Source organism: Leclercia adecarboxylata (assembly GCF_006874705.1).
Taxonomy (GTDB): domain Bacteria; phylum Pseudomonadota; class Gammaproteobacteria; order Enterobacterales; family Enterobacteriaceae; genus Enterobacter; species Enterobacter adecarboxylatus_C.
The window spans coordinates 16212-36327 of the sequence record NZ_CP035380.1 but is presented as its reverse complement, the minus strand read 5'-3'; the positions used below and the strand labels follow the sequence as shown (position 1 = coordinate 36327).

At 53.5% G+C, this 20116-nt stretch carries 25 protein-coding genes; 8 read left to right on the top strand and 17 right to left on the bottom strand.

The genetic code is table 11. The features are described 5' to 3' along the window. Positions 1 to 158: 158 nt before the first annotated feature. On the top strand, positions 159 to 1025 hold the full coding sequence (locus tag ES815_RS23875) for a hypothetical protein (protein ID WP_224750807.1): 867 nt from the start codon (positions 159 to 161) through the stop codon (positions 1023 to 1025). Between the two features lies 1 nt (position 1026). On the opposite strand, the gene ES815_RS00195 is transcribed toward ES815_RS23875, so the two are convergent. Further along, positions 1027 to 1620: a hypothetical protein gene (locus tag ES815_RS00195; RefSeq protein ID WP_103825213.1), complete on the bottom strand. Its 594-nt coding sequence runs from the start codon at positions 1618 to 1620 to the stop codon at positions 1027 to 1029. A 15-nt stretch (positions 1621 to 1635) separates the two neighbouring features. After that, the gene (locus tag ES815_RS00190) at positions 1636 to 2589 is read right to left on the bottom strand and encodes a type II toxin-antitoxin system RelB/DinJ family antitoxin (protein WP_103825212.1); all 954 of its coding nucleotides are present in this window, start codon (positions 2587 to 2589) and stop codon (positions 1636 to 1638) included. 308 nt (positions 2590 to 2897) lie between these two features. Here ES815_RS00190 and arsR point away from each other — a divergent pair, with 308 nt between their 5' ends. From arsR to arsC, 5 genes are read left to right on the top strand one after another with little or no spacing between them, the layout of a single operon-like run. After that, entirely contained in the window at positions 2898 to 3248 is a 351-nt protein-coding gene (arsR, locus tag ES815_RS00185) for an As(III)-sensing metalloregulatory transcriptional repressor ArsR (protein WP_103825211.1), read from the top strand. A 47-nt stretch (positions 3249 to 3295) separates the two neighbouring features. After that, the gene (gene arsD, locus ES815_RS00180; RefSeq protein WP_103825210.1) at positions 3296 to 3658 is read left to right on the top strand and encodes an arsenite efflux transporter metallochaperone ArsD; all 363 of its coding nucleotides are present in this window, start codon (positions 3296 to 3298) and stop codon (positions 3656 to 3658) included. Positions 3659 to 3675: 17 nt separating this feature from the next. Beyond that, positions 3676 to 5427 carry an arsenite efflux transporter ATPase subunit ArsA gene (gene arsA / locus ES815_RS00175; RefSeq protein ID WP_103825209.1) on the top strand — a complete coding sequence of 584 codons (1752 nt, stop codon included), beginning with the start codon at positions 3676 to 3678 and terminating at the stop codon, positions 5425 to 5427. Positions 5428 to 5474: 47 nt separating this feature from the next. After that, a complete protein-coding gene (gene arsB, locus ES815_RS00170) occupies positions 5475 to 6764 on the top strand; it encodes an arsenite efflux transporter membrane subunit ArsB (protein WP_103825208.1) in 1290 nt (429 codons plus the stop codon). A gap of 12 nt (positions 6765 to 6776) precedes the next feature. Beyond that, positions 6777 to 7202: a glutaredoxin-dependent arsenate reductase gene (arsC, locus tag ES815_RS00165; protein WP_103825207.1), complete on the top strand. Its 426-nt coding sequence runs from the start codon at positions 6777 to 6779 to the stop codon at positions 7200 to 7202. Positions 7203 to 7234: 32 nt separating this feature from the next. Here arsC and ES815_RS00160 read toward each other — a convergent pair whose 3' ends face one another. The 11 genes from ES815_RS00160 to vapB form a co-directional block, all read right to left on the bottom strand. Further along, complete coding sequence (locus ES815_RS00160; protein WP_106995083.1) at positions 7235 to 7771, bottom strand: GNAT family N-acetyltransferase; 537 nt, start codon at positions 7769 to 7771, stop codon at positions 7235 to 7237. A 121-nt stretch (positions 7772 to 7892) separates the two neighbouring features. After that, positions 7893 to 9650: an arsenical pump-driving ATPase gene (arsA, locus tag ES815_RS00155; RefSeq protein WP_106995082.1), complete on the bottom strand. Its 1758-nt coding sequence runs from the start codon at positions 9648 to 9650 to the stop codon at positions 7893 to 7895. 18 nt (positions 9651 to 9668) lie between these two features. After that, the gene (locus ES815_RS00150) at positions 9669 to 10031 is read right to left on the bottom strand and encodes an arsenic metallochaperone ArsD family protein (protein ID WP_103825204.1); all 363 of its coding nucleotides are present in this window, start codon (positions 10029 to 10031) and stop codon (positions 9669 to 9671) included. A gap of 75 nt (positions 10032 to 10106) precedes the next feature. Then, positions 10107 to 10652, bottom strand: a complete 546-nt coding sequence (locus ES815_RS00145) for a sigma-70 family RNA polymerase sigma factor (protein WP_103825203.1) — start codon at positions 10650 to 10652, stop codon at positions 10107 to 10109. 8 nt (positions 10653 to 10660) lie between these two features. Beyond that, positions 10661 to 11374, bottom strand: coding sequence for an arsenical resistance protein ArsH (gene arsH, locus ES815_RS00140; protein ID WP_181247314.1), 714 nt, complete (start codon positions 11372 to 11374; stop codon positions 10661 to 10663). A 16-nt stretch (positions 11375 to 11390) separates the two neighbouring features. Continuing rightward, complete coding sequence (locus ES815_RS00135; RefSeq protein ID WP_103825202.1) at positions 11391 to 11696, bottom strand: ArsR/SmtB family transcription factor; 306 nt, start codon at positions 11694 to 11696, stop codon at positions 11391 to 11393. A gap of 137 nt (positions 11697 to 11833) precedes the next feature. Continuing rightward, positions 11834 to 11974 carry a hypothetical protein gene (locus tag ES815_RS23680; protein ID WP_158250576.1) on the bottom strand — a complete coding sequence of 47 codons (141 nt, stop codon included), beginning with the start codon at positions 11972 to 11974 and terminating at the stop codon, positions 11834 to 11836. 43 nt (positions 11975 to 12017) lie between these two features. Continuing rightward, positions 12018 to 13040, bottom strand: coding sequence for a helicase UvrD (locus ES815_RS00130; protein WP_008322227.1), 1023 nt, complete (start codon positions 13038 to 13040; stop codon positions 12018 to 12020). Beyond that, entirely contained in the window at positions 13025 to 14587 is a 1563-nt protein-coding gene (locus ES815_RS00125; RefSeq protein ID WP_008322224.1) for an ATP-dependent nuclease, read from the bottom strand. Before ES815_RS00125 ends, ES815_RS00130 begins: the two co-directional genes overlap by 16 nt. A 73-nt stretch (positions 14588 to 14660) precedes the next feature. Continuing rightward, positions 14661 to 15077 (bottom strand): type II toxin-antitoxin system VapC family toxin, encoded by a 417-nt coding sequence (locus ES815_RS00120; RefSeq protein WP_008322222.1) that lies wholly within the window; start codon positions 15075 to 15077, stop codon positions 14661 to 14663. After that, positions 15074 to 15304, bottom strand: coding sequence for a type II toxin-antitoxin system VapB family antitoxin (gene vapB, locus ES815_RS00115; protein WP_008322219.1), 231 nt, complete (start codon positions 15302 to 15304; stop codon positions 15074 to 15076). Before vapB ends, ES815_RS00120 begins: the two co-directional genes overlap by 4 nt. A gap of 372 nt (positions 15305 to 15676) precedes the next feature. Between vapB and ES815_RS00105 the strand changes: the two genes are divergently transcribed. Together ES815_RS00105 and ES815_RS00100 are read left to right on the top strand one after the other, a co-directional pair. Beyond that, positions 15677 to 15937, top strand: a complete 261-nt coding sequence (locus ES815_RS00105; protein WP_040219223.1) for a type II toxin-antitoxin system ParD family antitoxin — start codon at positions 15677 to 15679, stop codon at positions 15935 to 15937. Then, positions 15903 to 16220, top strand: a complete 318-nt coding sequence (locus tag ES815_RS00100) for a type II toxin-antitoxin system RelE/ParE family toxin (RefSeq protein ID WP_373275706.1) — start codon at positions 15903 to 15905, stop codon at positions 16218 to 16220. Before ES815_RS00105 ends, ES815_RS00100 begins: the two co-directional genes overlap by 35 nt. A 231-nt stretch (positions 16221 to 16451) precedes the next feature. Here the strand turns inward: ES815_RS00100 and pcoE are convergent, their stop codons facing one another. The 4 genes from pcoE to pcoD all read right to left on the bottom strand — a co-directional run bounded on the left by pcoE (position 16452) and on the right by pcoD (position 20112). After that, complete coding sequence (pcoE, locus tag ES815_RS00095; protein ID WP_004388336.1) at positions 16452 to 16886, bottom strand: copper resistance system metallochaperone PcoE; 435 nt, start codon at positions 16884 to 16886, stop codon at positions 16452 to 16454. A gap of 215 nt (positions 16887 to 17101) precedes the next feature. Further along, positions 17102 to 18502 (bottom strand): copper resistance membrane spanning protein PcoS, encoded by a 1401-nt coding sequence (gene pcoS / locus ES815_RS00090; protein WP_103825201.1) that lies wholly within the window; start codon positions 18500 to 18502, stop codon positions 17102 to 17104. Further along, positions 18499 to 19179 carry a copper response regulator transcription factor PcoR gene (gene pcoR, locus ES815_RS00085; protein WP_103181204.1) on the bottom strand — a complete coding sequence of 227 codons (681 nt, stop codon included), beginning with the start codon at positions 19177 to 19179 and terminating at the stop codon, positions 18499 to 18501. Before pcoR ends, pcoS begins: the two co-directional genes overlap by 4 nt. 54 nt (positions 19180 to 19233) lie before the next feature. Beyond that, positions 19234 to 20112, bottom strand: coding sequence for a copper resistance inner membrane protein PcoD (gene pcoD, locus ES815_RS00080; RefSeq protein ID WP_229692861.1), 879 nt, complete (start codon positions 20110 to 20112; stop codon positions 19234 to 19236). Positions 20113 to 20116: the final 4 nt, after the last annotated feature.

Sequence of the window (20116 nt, the reverse complement as noted above, 5' to 3'; positions counted from 1 at the left end):
ATTCTGCAAAAATCTGTCTTCTCCCTTCCTGAGATCCGGAAAAAGTATGAGCCGGAAGCGAAGTAACGCAGCGCCAGTAAATATTTCTCTCCTGCGTTACCGACAATCGCGTGGTGCCCGGACATAATTGCCTGAACCGGACCTGATGAGGAAAAGACATGTATTACCTGCATACCCGTACTGCCGATGACGTGCTTAATACACTTAAAGCATACCGTGATGACCTCCACGAACATTCGCTGCGAAAACCGCACTGGCCGTTGCTGGACAGGCTTATTTCCCGTGAAACAGAAATGATGCCGGTATGGGAAAACATTGCGCAGCAGCGGCTCAGCTGGCAGCAGTGCCACACCCTGCTGGAGCAGATTTTTTTTGCAGGAGCTTATGGCACTCAGGATCATAACAGCCGGCTGAAAGCTGACTACCGCAGGCTGACCGAGCTGAATGAGAAAATCGCCGCGCAGGCGGCAGCGTTGTCTGCGCTGCTGACAGAGCAGGGCCAGATACTCAATCGTAACGCCTTTTCACTGGAGCGCACGACGCACATTGTCGATCTGATTGAGATGGCCTCAGAGCAGAACGGGCACTATCGTTCGTATTTGCGTGATCCTCTCGACGCCCTGCGCAACCAGTATGACGGCAAATATTGGCCCTCTCTTGAACAGATCCTCAACGTCGCCGCCAGGGAAATTCCTGAAGCCGAATTTTTACACCGGAGCGAGGAAGCTATTGTCGACGGCAGAGGGGAAGCCGTGCCGGACTACCTGCGGGTGCTGTTTGAAAGCATTGAAACAGCCCGGAGCAGCTATTGGAAACTTCCGGCTCGCTTTACCCTCACCGACGCCAGTCTGGCAATACTGGTCACGGTATCACTCGATACCGATAACATCAGTAATGAGCGGGTCAAAATGATACGCACCAGGCTGTATAAAGAGGGGTTTCCGGGGGCATGGGCAACCCCTCGCAGGCCCCCTCCGCAGCGGACAGCTGCCGGCGGGAAGGGCAGTAAACACTGCATCCGGTGACTTAAAAAGTCCGTAGCAGCTCAGCCATCAGTGGTTGCGGGATCTGGTCCAGACCGGCATCAGCAAAGGTGTGTTCCGTCATTCTGTAAAAGTCCGGCTCCACAGCACGAAGCTTGCGGATGGCGTCCGGCTCAAGCTGAAGTAACTCCCGGACCCTGGCTGCGGCATCAATATAGTTTTGCGAACTGGTACGGATCGCATCCTGGGGTGAAGGATACAACGCTTTGACTTTGTCTTCTGAGTACATGGTTGCCAGTCCTTCCTCTAAAACTGGCGCATCTCCACCCACTACTGGAGCCAGCAGGTGAATGCACTCATGAGCAAGTTGATATATAGCCTGCGGAGCAGACTTAAAGGCTTTCTCACCCAGCCGGATAATAATCTGCCGCCGGGCCGGGTAGCCGGAAAAGCGGATATTTGGCCTTCCTTCGTTAAACTCAAATCCCAGAAGAGTCCAGGTGGTGTCCCGGGCACCATAGAGCGTTTCTATCTCAGAGAGAAACTGGCCCATACGCGTTCCCAGGGTCCAGCTGTATGTGTTATCAGAATTCTGTACGGTGAAAAGATGGTCAGGAATACCGTGGTTATTATTCATTTTTTATCTCCAGGGTTAATTTTTGCCGGCCATTTCATGGAGCAACGTTACAAGATAAGTGTCCACCGTTACGGCGAGGCTGGCCGCCACCTGATCCGCTGAGGTTGGATTCCCGTCCTCCTCATGCCCGCTGGAGTACATATGAAACTCTGTGACGCCGGAGAGAAACCGGAATCCCATCTCATATTTTCCGGTCTGCGAATTGCGTACCGCTTTTCCGTACACGCTACCGGGCAGAAACACCCTGCCCTCCAGTTCCGGGAAAGTCAGGCCGGCATCCTCCAGGGCATTTTCATGTTCCAGAGATTTGGCCTGCATCCGCACAATCCATGCCCCGTGCTGATAATCATGCTGCTGTATGACCGATATCATGACGTTTTCGTCCCGGTAAACAAATTCACGCAGCGGCTCAGGGCGTGCCAGCAGGCCTGAATCACGTAGTACCGCCTGCAACCTGGAAAACTCACTTTCGTATTGCTGTAGTGCAGCACCAAACCCGTTCACCAGCCGGACCGGGATCGGGGAGCAGGACGGTAAGTCAGACAATGCAAAGTCACATCCGGTCAGGTGGTAGTGAATGCGGGGTAGCATCCGCCGTGCTGAGGCAGATAAATCATTGTCCTCCGGCAGGGACGCCAGTCGCCAGCCATTCTGCTGAATGGCTGCAGCCTGACGGGAGAGCTCCAGTTTAGCGGCGGCAAGTTCAGCGAATACTGTCGCGCCGGAACTGAGCATGTCCTGGATTTTATGCAACTGGTTGAGCGCATCGCCATACTGGGTGGCAACGGCAAGGGTAAGATCGGTTGCTGTGAAAAGTCTGGTCTCAGCGATGAAAGGCAGCCTGCGGTGCTGGACGAGATACTGCCAGAAAAGTGTAATAGCCTGCGTAGTGTTCAGACCATGCTCCCGCAAAACGTCATCTCCGCCATCCTTGAGTACATCATCTATCTTTATGTTTATGGCTGCCATCTTATATGCTCTCTTGCTTGTATGTGTGTTATTTTTTACCACCAAAATCTAATGTAGTAAATATGCTACACAAGTTATTTTGCTTTTCCATAACAACATAAACATCATGGTACCTACTTCTTTTACGCTCAGATCCGAAAACTCCCGAAGTCGGATCTCAGTAACAGACATCAATTTTGCCCGGACACTAACGGATGAATACCGGAGTGAAATCGTCATCTGACGCGTTTACATATTCGAATTTTCGAATGTATGGTTGTTTTTTTTGTCTCCGGGAGTATGCTTTACGCAACTGAACAGGAGGAATAATGACCCTTACAGCCCTGAAGCTTTTCAAAAACCTGTCCGATGAAACCCGTCTGGGTATTGTCCTGCTTCTCAGGGAGATGGGAGAACTGTGCGTCTGCGATCTTTGCGCGGCGCTGGAACAGTCACAGCCCAAGATCTCCCGTCATCTGGCAATGCTCAGGGAAAGTGGTCTATTGCTGGATCGCAAGCAGGGGAAATGGGTTCACTATCGCTTATCCCCGCATATTCCTTCCTGGGCCGCTCAGGTGATTGAGCAGGCCTGGTTAAGCCAACAGGACGACGTACAGGCCATCGCCCGTAAGCTGGCATCGGTAAACTGCTCTGGTAGCGGTAAGGCTGTTTGCATCTAAAAAATTTGCCTGAACATATATGTATTTTCAAATGTGAGGTATTCAGAATGAAGACATTAACGGTGTTTGACCCGGCAATGTGCTGCAGTACCGGCGTATGTGGCTCAGATGTCGATCAGGTACTGGTTGATTTTTCTGCTGATGTGCAGTGGCTGAAAGGACGTGGCGTACAGGTTGAACGTTACAACCTGGCGCAGCAGCCCATGAGCTTTGTTCATAATGAGAAAGCGAAAGCCTTCCTCGATGCATCCGGCGCAGAGAGCCTTCCGCTACTGCTGTTGGACGGTGAAACGGTGATGGCCGGGCGATACCCAAAACGCGCTGAGCTGGCTCGCTGGTTCGGTATTCCGCTGGAGAAGGTAGGGTTAGCTTCCACCAGTTGCTGTGGTGGTAATACTTCCTGTTGCTGAATATGTCAGGAGGACATATGAAATTCTTACAGAATATCCCGCCTTACCTGTTTTTTACCGGCAAGGGAGGTGTAGGAAAAACTTCCATTTCCTGCGCGACGGCTATCCGCCTTGCCGAACAGGGTAAGCGGGTTTTGCTGGTCAGTACCGATCCAGCCTCCAATGTCGGTCAGGTATTCGAGCAGGCTATCGGTAACACGATCCGCCCTGTGACAGCAGTTCCTGGACTTTCCGCACTGGAGATTGACCCGCAGGAAGCCGCCCGGCAATATCGGGCCAGAATCGTTGATCCTATCAAAGGTCTTCTGCCTGATGACGTTGTTAACAGTATCAGCGAGCAGCTTTCAGGAGCCTGTACCACTGAGATTGCGGCGTTTGACGAGTTCACCGGCTTATTGACAGACGCTTCCCTGCTGACCCGTTTCGATCACATCATTTTTGATACAGCGCCGACGGGCCACACGATTCGCCTTCTCCAGCTTCCTGGTGCCTGGAGTAGCTTCATTGAAAGTAACCCGGATGGTGCTTCCTGTCTTGGCCCAATGGCCGGGCTGGAAAAGCAGCGTGAGCAGTATGCTCATGCGGTAGAGGCGTTATCCGATCCTGAACGTACCCGCCTGGTTCTGGTTGCTCGACTGCAAAAATCAACGCTGCAGGAAGTCGCCCGCACCCATGAAGAACTCGCCGCAATTGGCCTGAAAAACCAGTACCTGGTGATTAATGGTGTGCTGCCTGAAACCGAGGCGGAACATGACGCCCTGGCCGCTGCGATATGGCAACGTGAGCAGGAGGCACTGGCAAATCTTCCTGCCGGTTTATCCGGGCTACCGACAGATACCCTGTTACTCCAGCCAGTCAATATGGTTGGCGTGCCTGCACTGAAGGGACTGCTGGATACCCGGTCTGAGTCATTACCGCTCACGGTAACGAACATCCTGTACACGCCTGAAAACTTATCACTCTCTGGCCTGGTCGATGATATCGCCCGCAGTGAACACGGCCTGATTATGCTGATGGGCAAAGGTGGCGTAGGGAAAACCACGATGGCTGCTGCCATCGCCGTCAGGCTGGCAGACAGGGGATTTGACGTGCATCTCACGACCTCTGATCCTGCTGCGCACCTGAGTACAACGCTGGACGGCAGCCTCAAAAACCTGCAGGTCAGCCGCATCAACCCTCACGATGAAACCGAACGCTATCGCCAGCATGTTCTTGAGACGAAGGGAAGAGATCTGGACGAAGCAGGGAAACGGCTACTGGAAGAGGATTTACGCTCTCCCTGTACGGAAGAAATTGCCGTGTTTCAGGCCTTTTCCCGCGTGATTCGTGAAGCGGGTAAGCGCTTTGTGGTGATGGATACCGCCCCTACCGGACACACACTGTTGCTGCTGGATGCGACCGGGGCTTATCACCGGGAGATTGCCAAAAAAATGGGGAGTAAAGGTCATTTTACTACCCCCATGATGCAGCTTCAGGACCCGGAACGAACCAAAGTTCTGCTGGTTACGCTTCCTGAAACCACACCGGTGCTGGAAGCGGCAAACCTGCAGGCTGACCTTGAACGAGCGGGGATCCATCCGTGGGGCTGGATTATCAATAACAGCCTTTCCAGTGCGGATACGCGTTCTCCGTTGCTTTGCCAGCGCGCCCGGCAGGAGCTGCCTCAGATCGACGCTGTGAAGAATCAGCACGCTGACCGTGTAGCGCTTGTTCCGGTGCTGGCGTCTGAGCCCGCCGGTATTGAAAAGCTCAGAGAGTTGATGAGTTAATTTTTTTGCATATACAGGGCGGCAGGGTCGCCCTGGCAGGAGGTGTTATGTTACTGGCAGGCGCTATTTTTGTCCTGACCATCGTCCTGGTTATCTGGCAACCGAAGGGACTGGGGATTGGCTGGAGCGCCACGCTGGGCGCGGTTCTGGCCCTGATTTCAGGCGTGGTGCATCCGGGGGATATCCCGGTGGTGTGGAATATCGTCTGGAACGCGACGGCGACCTTTATTGCCGTGATTATTATCAGCCTGTTGCTCGATGAATCCGGCTTCTTCGAATGGGCGGCACTGCACGTTTCGCGCTGGGGTAACGGACGTGGCCGTTTGCTTTTTACGTATATCGTTCTGCTCGGTGCGGCGGTGGCGGCGCTGTTTGCCAACGATGGTGCGGCACTGATTCTGACGCCGATAGTCATTGCCATGCTGCTGGCATTAGGCTTCAGCAAAGGCACGACACTGGCTTTCGTCATGGCTGCCGGCTTTATTGCCGATACCGCCAGCCTGCCGCTTATCGTGTCAAACCTGGTGAATATCGTCTCGGCGGACTTCTTTGGTCTGGGATTCACCGAATATGCGTCGGTAATGGTGCCGGTTGATATTGCAGCCATCACTGCCACACTGGTGATGCTGCATCTGTTCTTCCGCAAAGATATTCCGCCGGTTTACGACCTGGCTCTCCTGAAAGTACCGGCAAACGCCATTAAAGATCTGGCAACCTTCAGAACCGGCTGGATTGTGTTGATCCTTCTTCTGGCTGGTTTTTTCGTTCTTGAGCCGTTGGGTATCCCGGTAAGCGCGATTGCTGCTGTTGGCGCTGTGATCCTGTTTGCAGTTGCTAAACGAGGTCATGCCATTAACACCGGTAAAGTGCTGCGTGGCGCACCCTGGCAGATCGTTATTTTCTCGCTGGGGATGTATCTGGTGGTCTACGGTCTGCGCAACGCCGGGCTAACCGAATACCTTTCCGGCGTGCTGAATGTACTGGCGGATAAAGGACTCTGGGCCGCGACGCTGGGGACGGGCTTCCTGACGGCTTTCCTGTCTTCCATCATGAACAACATGCCTACCGTGCTGGTTGGCGCTCTCTCTATTGATGGCAGCACCGCAACAGGCATTATCAAAGAAGCGATGATTTATGCCAACGTGATTGGCTGCGATCTGGGACCTAAAATTACACCTATTGGTAGCCTGGCAACGCTGCTCTGGCTGCATGTCCTTTCACAGAAGAATATGACCATCACCTGGGGATACTATTTCCGCACCGGGATCGTCATGACTCTGCCTGTGCTGTTTGTAACGCTGGCCGCGCTGGCGCTACGTCTCTCTTTCACTTTGTAATGAGATACTGATATGAGCAACATCACCATTTATCACAACCCGGCCTGCGGCACGTCGCGTAATACCCTGGAGATGATCCGCAACAGTGGTAATGAACCGACCGTTATTCATTACCTTGAAAATCCACCTTCACGCGATGAGCTGGTCAAACTCATTGCAGATATGGGCATTTCAGTCCGGGCTTTGCTGCGCAAAAACGTCGAGCCTTATGAAGAACTGGGGCTTGCGGAAGATAAGTTTACTGACGATCAGTTAATCGATTTTATGCTTCAGCATCCGATCCTGATTAACCGTCCGATTGTGGTGACACCGCTGGGAACCCGCCTGTGCCGTCCTTCCGAAGTGGTACTGGATATTCTTCCGGATGCGCAGAAAGGGGCTTTCACCAAAGAAGACGGCGAAAAAGTGGTTGATGCGGCCGGGAAACGGCTGAAATAACCGAAAGGGGGCGATGCCCCCTTTCTCCTGCCTCAGCATCCGGGTGCCGGACTGTCCGGCAGCGTACTGCTCCCCTCTCCCAGCTGACGCTGCAGCAACACCGTGTCCAGCCAGCGGCCATGCTTGAAACCGATGTCCTTCAGCGTGCCGATTTCAGTAAATCCGGCGCGAAGATGCAGCGCCACAGACGCGACGTTTGCACTGTCCCCCACAACCGCTATCATCTGGCGGTATCCCTGAGACCGGGCCCATGTTAAGGCATGATCGAGTAAGGCTTTTCCTACCCCCTGCCGCTGATAAGCCGGATCGATGTACACCGAATTTTCAACCGTAAACCGGTAGGCATGGCGTTCGCGGTAGCGGGAGAGATAACAGTAGCCGATGACCGTCCCCCCCTGCAGGGCGATATACCAGGGAAACCCACGTGACTGAACGTTTTTCACCCGGGCGAGCATTTCCTGCGTGTCCGGGGGTTCCGTCTCGAAGCTGCCTGTGCCGTGCAGGACATGATGGGCGTAAATGCGGCGTATGGCGGGAATGTGCTGCTCTTCAGCATTCATAATGTGCATCGTATGACTCCTGTGATGTTGACTGACACACTACCGGAATTCGCGACGGCAGGTTAAGCGCTTCATCTTATGACCTGTATAAGGAAATGTTTTAAGTGGAGGTGGGGCTTCGCCCCACCTGTCAGCCCGCCATTTCAGCCAGCAGGTCCACGCCTACCGGGTCGTCCTTCTGCAGTGGCGTCAGGGCAATGCGCTGTGCATACTGCCCGGCAACGTCGTCAATCAGTGGCAGTTCGCGACGGGCACGGGTAACCAGGAAAGGGGAGGACGGCTTTGCAGCCGCGAGGCTGTTATTGATGACCCACGCCCAGGGTTCAATCCCGGCCCGGCGTAAGTCCTGCTGCAGCCCGGCCGCTTCCAGTACCGGCGTGGTTTCGGCAAGCGTCACGATAATGACTCTGGTCTTCTCCGGATCCTGCAGCTGCATCATTGGCGTTATCACGTGGTCGTGAGTCTGCCCCATCTGGCGCACCATTTCCCAGTGATAGGCCCCGGTTGCATCCAGCAACAGCAGCGTGTGCCCGGTGGGCGCAGTGTCCATAATGACAAAATGGTCGTCGGCCTCTTTGATGATCCGGGAGAATGCCTGAAACACGGCAATCTCTTCGGTGCAGGGGGAACGGAGATCTTCCTCCAGTACCGCCAGTCCCTCCGCATCCAGCCCTTTTCCCTGATTTTCCAGCACAAAGCGACGATAGCGCTCAGTCTCTGCCTTTGGATCGATACGGCTGACCTGAAGGCCTGGCAGCGAGCCATCCAGGGTGTAAGACAGGTGGGCTGCCGGATCGGAGGTGGTCAGGTGGACTTTATGACCGCGTCTGGCCAGCGAGACCGCGACCGCAGCCGCCACCGTGGTTTTCCCCACGCCCCCTTTCCCCATCGTCATGACCAGCCCTTTTCCCGCCCGGCTGAGATCCTCCACCAGGGAGGAAAGCTCCGGTAAATCGACCGTCGTGAACGTGGCTCCCGGATCCGGCAGAACAGGGGTGCTCTCTGTAAACAGCGCCCGCAGGGCGTCCAGACCGACCAGATTAAAGGGCTTCAGATACAGCATCGACCGGGGAAGGTGCGCGAGGTTTTCAGGCATGGCGCGTAAGGCCCGTTCCTCCCGCGCCAGAATACTGTGCGCCAGCGGATCCTGTTCACCGGCAAAGGGGGGGAGCACGCCATTGATGGCAAGGTGCTGATGCTGAAGACCGATAGCCGACAGCTCCTCGTGGGTATGGGAGACCTCTTTCAGGGTCGACGCCTGGGCACGGGCAACCAGAACCAGTTGCGTGAGTGCCGTATCAGAGAGGGCTTTCACCGCGTCAGCGTACTGGTCCTGTTGTTTCTCCAGCCCCACCAGAGGGCCGAGATTCGCCGCAGCATCAGGATGTGCATCGAGATAGCCGCTCCAGGCGCCCGGCAGCTCAAGCATACGGATGGTGTGTCCGGTTGGTGCAGTATCAAAGACGATATGATCATATTTTTCGCGCAGTTCATGACTGGTCAGCAGCGCGGTAAATTCATCAAATGCCGCGATCTCCGTGGTACATGAACCGGAAAGCTGTTCTTCAATGCTGCTGATGACATCGGCAGGCATCAGGTCACGAACAGGATCGAGCACGCGATCGCGGTAAGCCTGCGCGGCCGCCATCGGGTCAACTTCCATTGCCGCAAGGTTTTCCACGGTGCGGATACCGGTGATCCGGTGGCCCACAGTCTGACTAAAGACCTGACCGACATTGGAGGCCGGATCGGTACTGACCAGAAGCGTTCTCCGGCCCTGGTCAGCCAGCCATACCGCCGTCGCGCAGGCCAGAGAGGTTTTCCCCACGCCGCCTTTGCCGGTGAAGAAGATAAACGGGGGGATATTCTGTAAAAATGGCATCATCATCGTTGAGCTCCTCCGGGATTAAGGCATACGGGGAATGCTGCAGCAGCGCGGCTGCGTGCTGTCTTCATTCCAGTCCTGCGTGAGGGAAAAACCGGCCCAGCGGGCGATATCTTCCCGGGACGGGAGTTTGCCTGCCATCACGAGTTTGCCGTCGAGCAAGGTGACAGGGAGGGACTCCATCCCTGATGTGTTCAGGAACTCTTTGATGACAGGGGTATTCAGGAACTGCTGCGGGTTCTTTGCCAGGCTGTAACGCTGAATATCCACACCATGCGTTTTCGCCCATTCGGCGCTGGCGTTCCATTTAACGGCTTCATCGCTGACCACGACGCTGCTGGTCGCACAGCAGCCTGCGGCTTCAAAGATCTCAATTTTTGACATGGACTGTTTACCTCAGTGTTGAGTGATGGGGCTTTACACTGAGGTAAACGAGTGAGACGGGAAAAAGATGCGCGGTTAATCCATTTTTTTATGGCAGCAGACGGAAGACGCATCATCCGCTTCCACCAGGCAGAGTTCCGTCATCGTCTCCTTCAGGTGTTTCCGGGCGCGAAGCAGGCGCGACTTAAACGCCGTCAGCGTGATCCCCAGCTCGTCGGCCAGGCATTGCTGGGGACGCCGGTTCAGATCGGCCTCTTCTATCAGCCACCTTTCCTCGTCAGGCAAGGCCTGCAGGGTTTCAGGCAGGCAAATCTCCAGCGTTGAAACCGCCTCAGGGAAGGCCTCAGGCAGGGGGATCTCGTCTTCCAGCGCCACGACGTTCCTGGCGGCACGGTACTCATCCGTCAGCAGATTCCTCGCCGTCCGGTACAGCCAGGCCCGCGGGTTCTCCATTTCACAGAAGCGGTCTGCACAGGCCCGGGCGCGCAGGAAGACTTCCTGAAGCAGATCGGCTGCCTGCTCCCGATCGCCCGTTCTTGACACCAGAAAACGGGAAAGCTCTGCTTCATGCTGTTGCCAGAACGCGCTCATGCAGGTGTTGAATGCCGTGACGTCACGCATATCTGCCCTCAGATGCTGCCCTGATTCACGCGCCGGGAAAGCGCTTCTGCCGACTCTTTGCGTTCACTGTAGCGATCGACGAGATAGGCTGCATGCTCCCGGGTCAGCAGGGTAAACTTCATCAGCTCTTCCATCACATCCACAATGCGGTCGTAGTAGGACGACGGTTTCATCCGCCCGTCTTCATCAAACTCCTGCCACGCTTTTGCCACGGAGGACTGGTTCGGGATGGTGATCATCCGCATCCAGCGGCCAAGAATGCGCATCTGGTTGACGGCGTTAAACGACTGGGAGCCGCCGCAGACCTGCATAACGGCCAGCGTTTTTCCCTGGGACGGGCGTACAGCGCCTTCTGACAAGGGGATCCAGTCAATCTGGGCTTTCATGATGCCGGTCATTGCGCCATGCCGTTCAGGAGAGCACCACACCATCCCTTCAGACCAGCGAACGAGTTCGCGCAGCTCCACGACCTTCGGGTGCGTGTCCGGCGCATCGTCCGGCAGGGGAAGACCGGACGGACAGAAAATCCGGACCTCCGCGCCCATTGCTGTCAGCAGCCGCGCAGCTTCTTCCGTTGCCAGGCGGCTGTAGGACCGTTCACGCACAGAGCCGTACAGCATCAGGATCCGGGGTGGATGGTCAGTTGCCTCCACGCCCATACGGGCAGCGGTGATGCCGGTATCAAACAGTTCAGGATCCACATTTTTCAGTTCAGACAGCATTTTCTCTCCGGTAGGCTTACGGTGCAGGACGCTCAGATCCGCCTGAACAGCATTCATCTGTCAGGAAGGCAATCAGCGCCCCGAGGTTGTCATAGCAGGCGTGGCAGAAAAGGGTTCGCCCCTGGCGCTCCTGACGAACCAGGGAGACGGCCATCAGGGACGACAGGTGGTGGCTCAGGGTGGACGCCGGTACCGCGAGCTGCTGCTGCAGTTCACCAACGGGCATCCCCTGATGTCCGGCTTTGATCAGTGTCCGGTAGATGCCAAGCCGTGTGGCGTGCCCGAGTTCTTTCAGCACCCTCGCGGCAGTGTCCAGTTCCATATCCGCCCTCGCGTTTTTATTTCTATATTTCCAGAATAATAGAAATAATAGTAGTTTTCAACAGCTGCGTTGACCAGGTCGGAGCAGGCGGACGGCATCGTTGCATAAAGGACAATAATTATCATTTTTATGACTGCTCAGGCACTAATGTCAGCAGAGCAATAATAATCTTTAATTAATGCCATATCCGCATCATTCGCTTTATTCCCATCCGCAGATCCGAAAAACACCAAAACCGGATCCGCACTTTTCCAGCCTGAAGTGACGTCGTTGGCCATACAGCTTTATTTCGGAATTGTGCCCTACTGAGAAGCAGCTAACTCAATTTCGGAATCGGCGCAGATGAGTTTCGGGAACAAAATAAATGTTGCCGCGCGCCCGTGAGCATGCCACGTACAGCCTGTTACGGGACGACGGTGGAAGGGCTGCCAGTTCCTGACGGGTTAGAAGTTTCCAGTGGGAGGATCCCATCACAATGCAGACATCCTTAAAGTGGTCGAGCCCTTTACTGACGCCCCAGTTCATGGAATAGCAGCCGTAACGGTGATGTTCACGATAGAAGAGCTTAATCACCGTATTATCGGCGTGCAGGGTGGCTGTGCGCTCTGCATCTGTGATCGTTTCAATCAGGGTGGCATGTCTCCCATGGGCAGCGATACGGATGTTCAGTTGCCCGGTGATAAACTCGCACACTGAAGCTGAGCAACGCCATGTTCGGTTGAGCGTGTCCCGGTCAACCTTGAAACCTGCTGCGTCGAAGCGGGCCTCATATCGCGTAATGTCATCGTGCAGCGTTGAATTAACGTTGCCGTCATGGCTTGTATCAAAGGTATGTTGATAAAAATCGCCGCAACAGAGCACAGTGATTTCCGCGCGGCAGAGCTCCAGCAGAAAATTAAAGTCATGTCCGGCAAAGTCCTGGACTTCATCGACAAGCAGTTCATCGTAGTAACGGGCAAGCCGGGTACGGATATCCGGCAGCAGCCCGCGGGCTGTCAGCAAGTGTGCGAGCCTCCGGTGATACAGCCGTCCGGCGGGATCCTGATAATGCCGGGCATTCGTGCGCGGTATTCTGGGTGGGGGCTGGTCGAAGCTCAGGCCACGCGATACCAGCTGCTCCTGCAGGTAAGGCCGGAAGCAAAAACCGTGCAGAAACTCAAACCAGGTCATCACCCTGATCCCGTCCGGGATAAAGCCAAAACGTCTGATAATCTGCGCCCGCAGATGCGCTTCATTATTCACGGTGAAGGTCAGGAGCAGCGTCCTCCGGTCCTCACTCAACCGTCGTATCAGCAGCGTGGTCTTGCCCGAGCCGGCAACCGCAAATATCACTCTCTTGTCCATGCCAGTGCCTCCTGAATATAAACAGGTACTGTCAGCTCTTCGGCGTGCAGCTGTAACAGCCGGAATGCTGCTTCTGCCTTATTGGCCAGCATGTATTCCTGCACCGTGAGTGTCCGGCGGGTTCCGCGGAAAAGCGCATCACACAGACCAGCGTTATCCTGATACAGGCAGATTTCAAATGTGGATCGGGTGTTGTCGCGATCAGCAAATACCCGGGAGCGGGAACAAAGCACGTCAGCATAGCGTTCATCGCAGTTTTGCTGATAGTTGCCGTCATTATCACGAAGGGCCGCGACGCGATTTTCCAGAAGACGGGCCAGTTCAAGATAACGACGGAAACTCGTTCCGCCGATAGCGATGATGTGAACCCCGTCATCCTCCGGCGCCCTGCCATACAGGTGGCGATAAAAGGCCTCGATCAGAATAAACTCAGCATCCCCCTCCACGAGCAGCACACGTCTGGCCAGCGCAAATTCCAGCACGTTATTATCCGGTGCTTTCATGAAGAAGGCGGCAGTCTCAGCGGAAAGTTCATTCATCAGTACCGGCCGGGTAGACCCGAGGAGGATTGCCTTACGCAGATCGAGGCGGGAGGAGATATGGCTGCTGTGTGTGGCAATAAACACCTGCGTCTGCCGTTCAGTGGCAAGCTGATTAACCAGCTTCTTCATACTGACATGGCTGAGATGATTCTCCGGCTCCTCAAGCAACAGTGCGTGGAGCTCTCCCTGCTGCTGATGCCGCTGCAGCGCAAACTCCGTTTTGATGAAGCACTGCCTTCCTTTTCCACGGTGACGAATGGAAATACCGTCCTCGGTAATGTCCAGATTCGCCTCAAGACCTGACTTAGCACCGGAACGCACGCCAAACTGATACGTTTCCAGCGTGTCGTTTATGGCTGACAGATGCCGGGTGCAGAAGTGCATTTTCTGTTGCCGGTAACTGTTTTCAAGCCGGTACCGATCGGCCACCGGCACATGGACGCTGTAAACTGTACGCGTATATTCCTGTGCGGCGTGCTCGTTATCGATGCGTGCACTGTCTAACAGCAGATGGCGCAGATAGCGTCTGAAGCCGGCGAAATGACCACCGGAGAAGGTGCTGAACCGCACGGAATAGTATTCATAGGGAAAATTATCGGGATCCTGCTGTAGTACATTGTGAATATCCTGACCGTATTCCTCCATCATTGGTGCAATGCGCATTCTGAGACCATCCGCATCGATACCCGCCAGATTTTGCCTGCCATTCAGGTCAGGATCTCCCCCATTACTCAGGAAAACGTCAGCTGTCAGCACGGGTAACTGATCGGCGCGGCGCTCACCTTCCTGAAACTGCCTGACTGCTGCCTGGGACAGGAGCGATTCCACACCCAGCGCCTCGACCCGGTGCCGGCTGTCACTCAGCACAAGGTCAAGGGCCAGCAGAATCGTGCTTTTCCCGGACTCATTGTCCCCGACCAGAATGTTACGGTCATGAGTGAAGCGCAGGTCCAGTTCCGGAAACTTTTTAAAGTTTTGCAGCATAAGCCGCGTGATCAGAGGCATCTTTTATTCCTTTATATACCGCTGACTGAAAGAGTGTCCGGCAGCGCCAGACCGCCTGTTTTGTTTTACAGCGTTATCTTACCCAGTCTTCCAGCACTAGACCCGGTACCCGCTCAAATTCCCGCGTATTATTCGTCACCAGCACGGCACCGGCGGCGATGGCGTGCCCGGCAATAGCCGTGTCGTTCGGGCCGATCGGCGTGCCGGCCATGCGCAGCGCCACCTTAATCTCCGTGGTCGCATCCACCGCGGCGCGATCCCAGGGCAGGATGGCATCGAGGCGGGCGCAGAACGCGTCAACCAGCTCGATGTGGCGCGGCGAGGCCTTCGGGCCGGTGGCGCCGAAGCGCATCTCGGAGTAGGTGATGGCCGAGACAACGATGCGCTGGTTACGCAGCACCGCCTGCTCAAGGCGCTTCAGGACGGCTTCCGGCTGCTCGCGCATGATGAATGAGCAGATGTTGGTGTCCAGCATATAGGTCTTGTTCACAGGTTAAATCGTCCTTCGTCGGTGACAACGTCCTCGCGCTCCGCCATAAAGTCCGGGTCAGCTTTTTCGAGCTGCGCGAACGAGCCCCAGGTCGGCCGGACGGGACGCAGGATGATGCTGTCCCCTTCCCGGACGATCTCCAGCTCGCTCACCCCCTCAAAATCCAGATCGCGGGGCAGGCGGATGGCGCGGTTGTTGCCATTTTTGAAAATAGATACGGTTCTCATAGGTTTTATCCCTTGAAGTCCTTAGCCCAAAAAGTGAGCAAGGTCTGCTAATAATACAGACCAGTAACGTTGAGACGGCCAGAGTACGGCTGCTGCATATGTATAGTATATGCAAAAAAACATAGTTGTATAGGGTTTGCATATGCAGATGCTAAGGGTATGCGCATGCCATACCTATGCAGATGCCTGGCATATGGATATGTCATGCCTATACTCTTTTTCCTCTTTCTCCGTGAAGATCCGAAAAAAGCTAAAGTCGGATCTCCAGACTACAGCCGGGTTGCTTTGGCTAAAAAAGCCTGAGATGGAAGCAGGGGAGTAAGCTGATATAATGATGTAAGAACAAATCTTACATTAAGAAGCGGAGGGGTTATGGCCCGTACGATGACGGTGGACGTGGGTGATGAGCTGCGGGAATTTATCGATTCCCTGGTTAAGGCCGGTGATTACCGCACCCAGAGCGAGGTCATGCGTGACGCGTTGCGTCTGCTGCGTGAGAAGCAGGCTGAATCCCGTCTTCAGGAACTGCGCGATCTGCTGGCTGAAGGGCTCAGCAGCGGCGAGGCGAAACCCTGGAACAGGGATGCATTCCTGAATAATGTCAGGGCCAGGGTGGCAAATGAAAGAGATTGAGCTGACTTCCAAAGCAGAAGAAGATCTGGAAGCAATCTGGGACTACAGCTTCCGACAGTTCGGGATTGTTCAGGCGGATGCGTATATCGGGCGTATAGCAGCGGTGTTTGACGTTCTGGCCATGCATGACATAGGCACGCATCGCGCGGAGCTGGGAGACAATATCTGCTCGCTGCCGGTGGAACAGCACATGATCTATTTTGTGTCATCACATTCGGTGGTTACGATCATTCGTATTCTCAGCCAGTCTCAGGATACGGCGCGGCATGAACCCTGGATATAGGATATAACCGGGAACGAAAATAATAATTAAAAACAATATGATACTGATATTTTTTTCATGAACTGAATTCTCGCGCAACATAAGTTAAATTTTATTTGATCAGGGCCAATTATGATAATGGTGATGGATGCTTTTAATGACACTTATTAATTACGAAAAAAAACGCTCCCGGCGGGAGCGTAAGCCAGTGACTTCGGCGTCAAATGAGGGTCTGACAAGTGGAGCTGCGGGTTAATTCTGGGTGATCTGGCTGCGATGCTTTTCAGCCTGCTGCTGATGAATCACTGAAGACTGACCATTATTCGCCTTCTCGTGTACAACAGCGGCTTTCTCATGCTCGTTCATTTCGGAAAATGATTTTGCTGTTTCGTTAGAAGCTGCTGGCTTGGATTTCATCATTTTTTTATGCATTTCAGCCATGTCCTGATGGGCAGCAGAATTGCCGTTTTGCATCATTTCATGGGACATTGCGGCCTGATCGTGACCGCTCATATCCATCATTTTCATGCTCTCCCCCTGAACTGCACTTTTTTCAGCGGATGATTGCATCTGATGGGCAGGCGCCTGGGCATTATTTACCTGGTCATGCATGTTCATTGTCTCTGCAGCCCAGGCAGATGAAGCGACAGCCATCATGGCAATAAAGGATACAAGGATCTTTTTCATGGTTGGGTCTCCGGTGTTTTCATACCCGAACAATCAATGCTTATAACAGAGAAAGCATTTGATCTCAGGGCTGGTTGATCATCACGCCAGGAACCGGGCGATTGAATTATCACGCTGTCCTGATTTATGAATGATTATAAAAAACCGCCTCTGTTTATCGCGTGACTGAATGATGACATTTTTGTCACCTTCAATATTTCTTCTGAATAACGGTATTAACTTCTTAACAGACGCACACTGAACACAATTTCCCGCCCCTGCTGTTCTGCTGACAGCTCGCCGCCGTGAGCATGAATGATCGACCTTGTAATTGATAATCCCAGCCCCGCGCCTTCCGTGTTGTAGAACCTTGATGAGTCTGCGCGATAGAACCGGTCAAACAAACGTTCCAGATTAGCGGGAACCTGGCCGGACATCGTATTCGTAATCATCACGTTCACACAGTCACTGTCACGCTCAAGGTGTATCGCTGTACAGGTGTTATCGGGAGAATACTTGATTGCATTGGAAAGCAGGTTACTGAAAGCACGTCGGAGCATATCGCTGTCTCCGGCAACAACGCCCTCTCCTTCAACCGTGATTGTCTTTCCTGTTTCGTCTGCCAGGGGCTCGAACAACTCACGTAATTCATTCAGTTCGGCTGCCAGATCCACATCATGTTTATCCAGCCGCAGCAGACCATGCTCTGAACGTGCCAGAAAAAGCATGTCACTGGTCATTCGTGACAACCTTTTCAGTTCTTCCAGGTTAGCGAATAAAATTTCGCGGTAATGCGAAACATCCCTTTCCTTAGCCAGTGCAAACTGCGTCTGCATCATCAGATTACTGACTGGTGTGCGCAGCTCATGCGCGATGTCAGACGAGAAATCTGACAGTTTCCGGAATGCCCCCTCCAGGCGATCAAACATATTATTGAACTCCTGCATGGTCTCAGAGATTTCCGGCGGAGCCAGATCGGGATTTAGACGCTGATCCAGGCTGTGTACAGTCATGGAGGAAGCCAGACTGGTCATTTCCCGTAACGGTTTCAGACCAATACGTGTGGTCAGCCAGCCCAGAAAAATAGAAATAAAGACCAGACCGATATTGAACCAGAACAGCCAGGTACTGAGTTTGTCCATAAACAGGGTGTGATACCCAGTATCCGTGGCAACCGTAATGATGACATGTTTGCTTTTACCCTGTTCCGGCGTCACGGCAACCCGCCGCGAGATACTGCGGTACACGGTGTTATTTTCTTCCGTCTGGATCATATAGTCGAGAATATCACCCGACTTATTAAGCAGGACCGCTGGAACAACAGAATTTTTGGCATAGAGTTCAACAATTTTTTCATTTTCCATGTTTTTTATAGAAATGAATAAACCATTGTGCCCTACCATCGCATCGTTTATTTTTTCTGATAATGACTTAATATCCGTTTTGTTCCGGAACGTCTCTGTTTTAAGAAACTCTTCGGTGAGCTGAAGTTTACCTGTCAGAAAATCGCGGTCCTGATTATCGAAATAGCCATTAAGGGTGCTAATCAGGATAAAACTTGATAACCACCATACCGTAAGCATCACCGCAGAAAAAATCAGGCTCAGGCGTGTGGTCAGGGAAATTTTGAACCTCACTCTTCTCTGATCTCCAGGACATATCCGGCACCGCGAACGGTATGGATCAGTTTTGGCTCAAAGTCATCATCAATTTTACTTCTCAGACGTCTCACGGCGACATCAATCACATTCGTATCACTGTCAAAATTCATGTTCCAGACCAGGGACGAGATAAGACTCCTGGGTAACACTTCTCCGGTGCGTTGCAGCAGCAACTCAAGCAGAACGTATTCTTTACCGGTGAGATGGATCTTCTTCCCCGAACGGATCACGGTCCGGTGCACCATATCAACGGTCATATCGGCGATGGTGCAGACTGTTGCGGCCTGCGAGCGTGCCCGGCGCAGTAGGGTTCTTACACGTGCAACCAGCTCCGTAAAATCAAAGGGCTTAATCAGGTAGTCATCTGCGCCAAGCTCCAGTCCTTTCACTTTGTCCCGCACGTTGTCCTTTGCGGTTAAAAACAGGACCGGTTCTTCGTGCCCGGACTCCCTCAGTGCGCTGATGATTTGCCACCCGTCGAGGAAAGGCAGCATCACGTCCAGTATTATCAAATCATACTGTCCCTTCGACGCGGCCCCGAGACCATCGCGGCCATTATTAAAGAGATCGGCCTGATAGCCTTCCTCAACCAGTCCCTGCTGCAGGTAACGACCTGTTTTTTGTTCGTCTTCAACGATTAAAATACGCTGCATGGTCAACTCGCTGATATGAAAGTAAAAATCTCACGCATGAGCTTTGGCTGTCCCCTAGCTGACCTGAGACGGAGCAAGCATTCCGAGCCACGCTACGGCGCCCAGAATGATAATCGCAACAACGAATTCTGTCAGGATGCTGTTTCGCATCAGGGCAACGCTGCGATCATAATTCCCTTCCCTGACCATAACTTCAAGCCGGGGACCCAGGTGAAACCGGTTTGCTGCAGCCAGAAGAAGCATCAGAACAAACAGAGCCGTCTTGGCAAGCAATATCCTCCCCCAGGAACTGTTGAATAAGGGAGTTAAGTTACCCTCAGCAATATACAGATAGTTGACCAGCGCACTCAGGATCAGGGCTACAACAATCACCGTTCCTGCCGTGGCAAATTTTGCCAGGGAGTCAGATATCACAATGACGCTCTGTGCATTATGCTCGTTTCTGCGCATCAGCAGGATAGCAAATGCAACCAGAGCACCTGTCCAGGCACCTGCAGCGCCGAGATGGGTCAGATCGCTCAGTAAATGGAGATAGTAATGCAGACCGTCATGCATAACGGCGTGTCCTCCCCAGGCAAGTGTAGCCAGCGCCACGCCCCCACTCATCGTCATCAGCAGGCAGGACAATACTCTCTTATTAGTGTAAAGGAACAAAGCACCGAGTGTGGTAAACAGGGCACAGAGCCTGACAATCCAGCTAATACCCACATCAGTTTCTTCTATCACCATCTCGATAACATGGATGGATAATTCTCTGAGGTCAGTTACTCCACTCATGGCATTAGATACCAGGAGCATATTAATGCCAGTAAGAATGATGCCTGTAACAACAGCAAAGGTTATAAACGACCTGAAATTAGTCAGGTTATAGGTTTCATGTCTGACACCACTTATTCCATATATCTGAAAAAATGGCAATCCAAATATTACCATCAAA

Coding starts and splice junctions, on each gene's coding strand:
- arsD (WP_103825210.1), top strand. CDS start 3,296: ATGAAGACATTAACGGTGTTTGACCCGGCAATGTGCTGCAGTACCGGC.
- ES815_RS00195 (WP_103825213.1), bottom strand. CDS start 1,620: ATGAATAATAACCACGGTATTCCTGACCATCTTTTCACCGTACAGAAT.
- arsC (WP_103825207.1), top strand. CDS start 6,777: ATGAGCAACATCACCATTTATCACAACCCGGCCTGCGGCACGTCGCGT.
- ES815_RS00130 (WP_008322227.1), bottom strand. CDS start 13,040: ATGGACAAGAGAGTGATATTTGCGGTTGCCGGCTCGGGCAAGACCACG.
- vapB (WP_008322219.1), bottom strand. CDS start 15,304: ATGAGAACCGTATCTATTTTCAAAAATGGCAACAACCGCGCCATCCGC.
- arsA (WP_106995082.1), bottom strand. CDS start 9,650: ATGATGATGCCATTTTTACAGAATATCCCCCCGTTTATCTTCTTCACC.
- ES815_RS00105 (WP_040219223.1), top strand. CDS start 15,677: ATGGCCCGTACGATGACGGTGGACGTGGGTGATGAGCTGCGGGAATTT.
- arsB (WP_103825208.1), top strand. CDS start 5,475: ATGTTACTGGCAGGCGCTATTTTTGTCCTGACCATCGTCCTGGTTATC.
- ES815_RS00125 (WP_008322224.1), bottom strand. CDS start 14,587: ATGCCTCTGATCACGCGGCTTATGCTGCAAAACTTTAAAAAGTTTCCG.
- pcoR (WP_103181204.1), bottom strand. CDS start 19,179: ATGCAGCGTATTTTAATCGTTGAAGACGAACAAAAAACAGGTCGTTAC.
- pcoE (WP_004388336.1), bottom strand. CDS start 16,886: ATGAAAAAGATCCTTGTATCCTTTATTGCCATGATGGCTGTCGCTTCA.
- ES815_RS00100 (WP_373275706.1), top strand. CDS start 15,903: ATGTCAGGGCCAGGGTGGCAAATGAAAGAGATTGAGCTGACTTCCAAA.
- ES815_RS00190 (WP_103825212.1), bottom strand. CDS start 2,589: ATGGCAGCCATAAACATAAAGATAGATGATGTACTCAAGGATGGCGGA.
- arsR (WP_103825211.1), top strand. CDS start 2,898: ATGACCCTTACAGCCCTGAAGCTTTTCAAAAACCTGTCCGATGAAACC.
- ES815_RS00160 (WP_106995083.1), bottom strand. CDS start 7,771: ATGCACATTATGAATGCTGAAGAGCAGCACATTCCCGCCATACGCCGC.
- arsA (WP_103825209.1), top strand. CDS start 3,676: ATGAAATTCTTACAGAATATCCCGCCTTACCTGTTTTTTACCGGCAAG.
- ES815_RS23875 (WP_224750807.1), top strand. CDS start 159: ATGTATTACCTGCATACCCGTACTGCCGATGACGTGCTTAATACACTT.
- pcoD (WP_229692861.1), bottom strand. CDS start 20,112: ATGGTAATATTTGGATTGCCATTTTTTCAGATATATGGAATAAGTGGT.
- arsH (WP_181247314.1), bottom strand. CDS start 11,374: ATGCTGTCTGAACTGAAAAATGTGGATCCTGAACTGTTTGATACCGGC.
- ES815_RS00150 (WP_103825204.1), bottom strand. CDS start 10,031: ATGTCAAAAATTGAGATCTTTGAAGCCGCAGGCTGCTGTGCGACCAGC.
- ES815_RS00145 (WP_103825203.1), bottom strand. CDS start 10,652: ATGCGTGACGTCACGGCATTCAACACCTGCATGAGCGCGTTCTGGCAA.
- ES815_RS00135 (WP_103825202.1), bottom strand. CDS start 11,696: ATGGAACTGGACACTGCCGCGAGGGTGCTGAAAGAACTCGGGCACGCC.
- ES815_RS23680 (WP_158250576.1), bottom strand. CDS start 11,974: ATGGCCAACGACGTCACTTCAGGCTGGAAAAGTGCGGATCCGGTTTTG.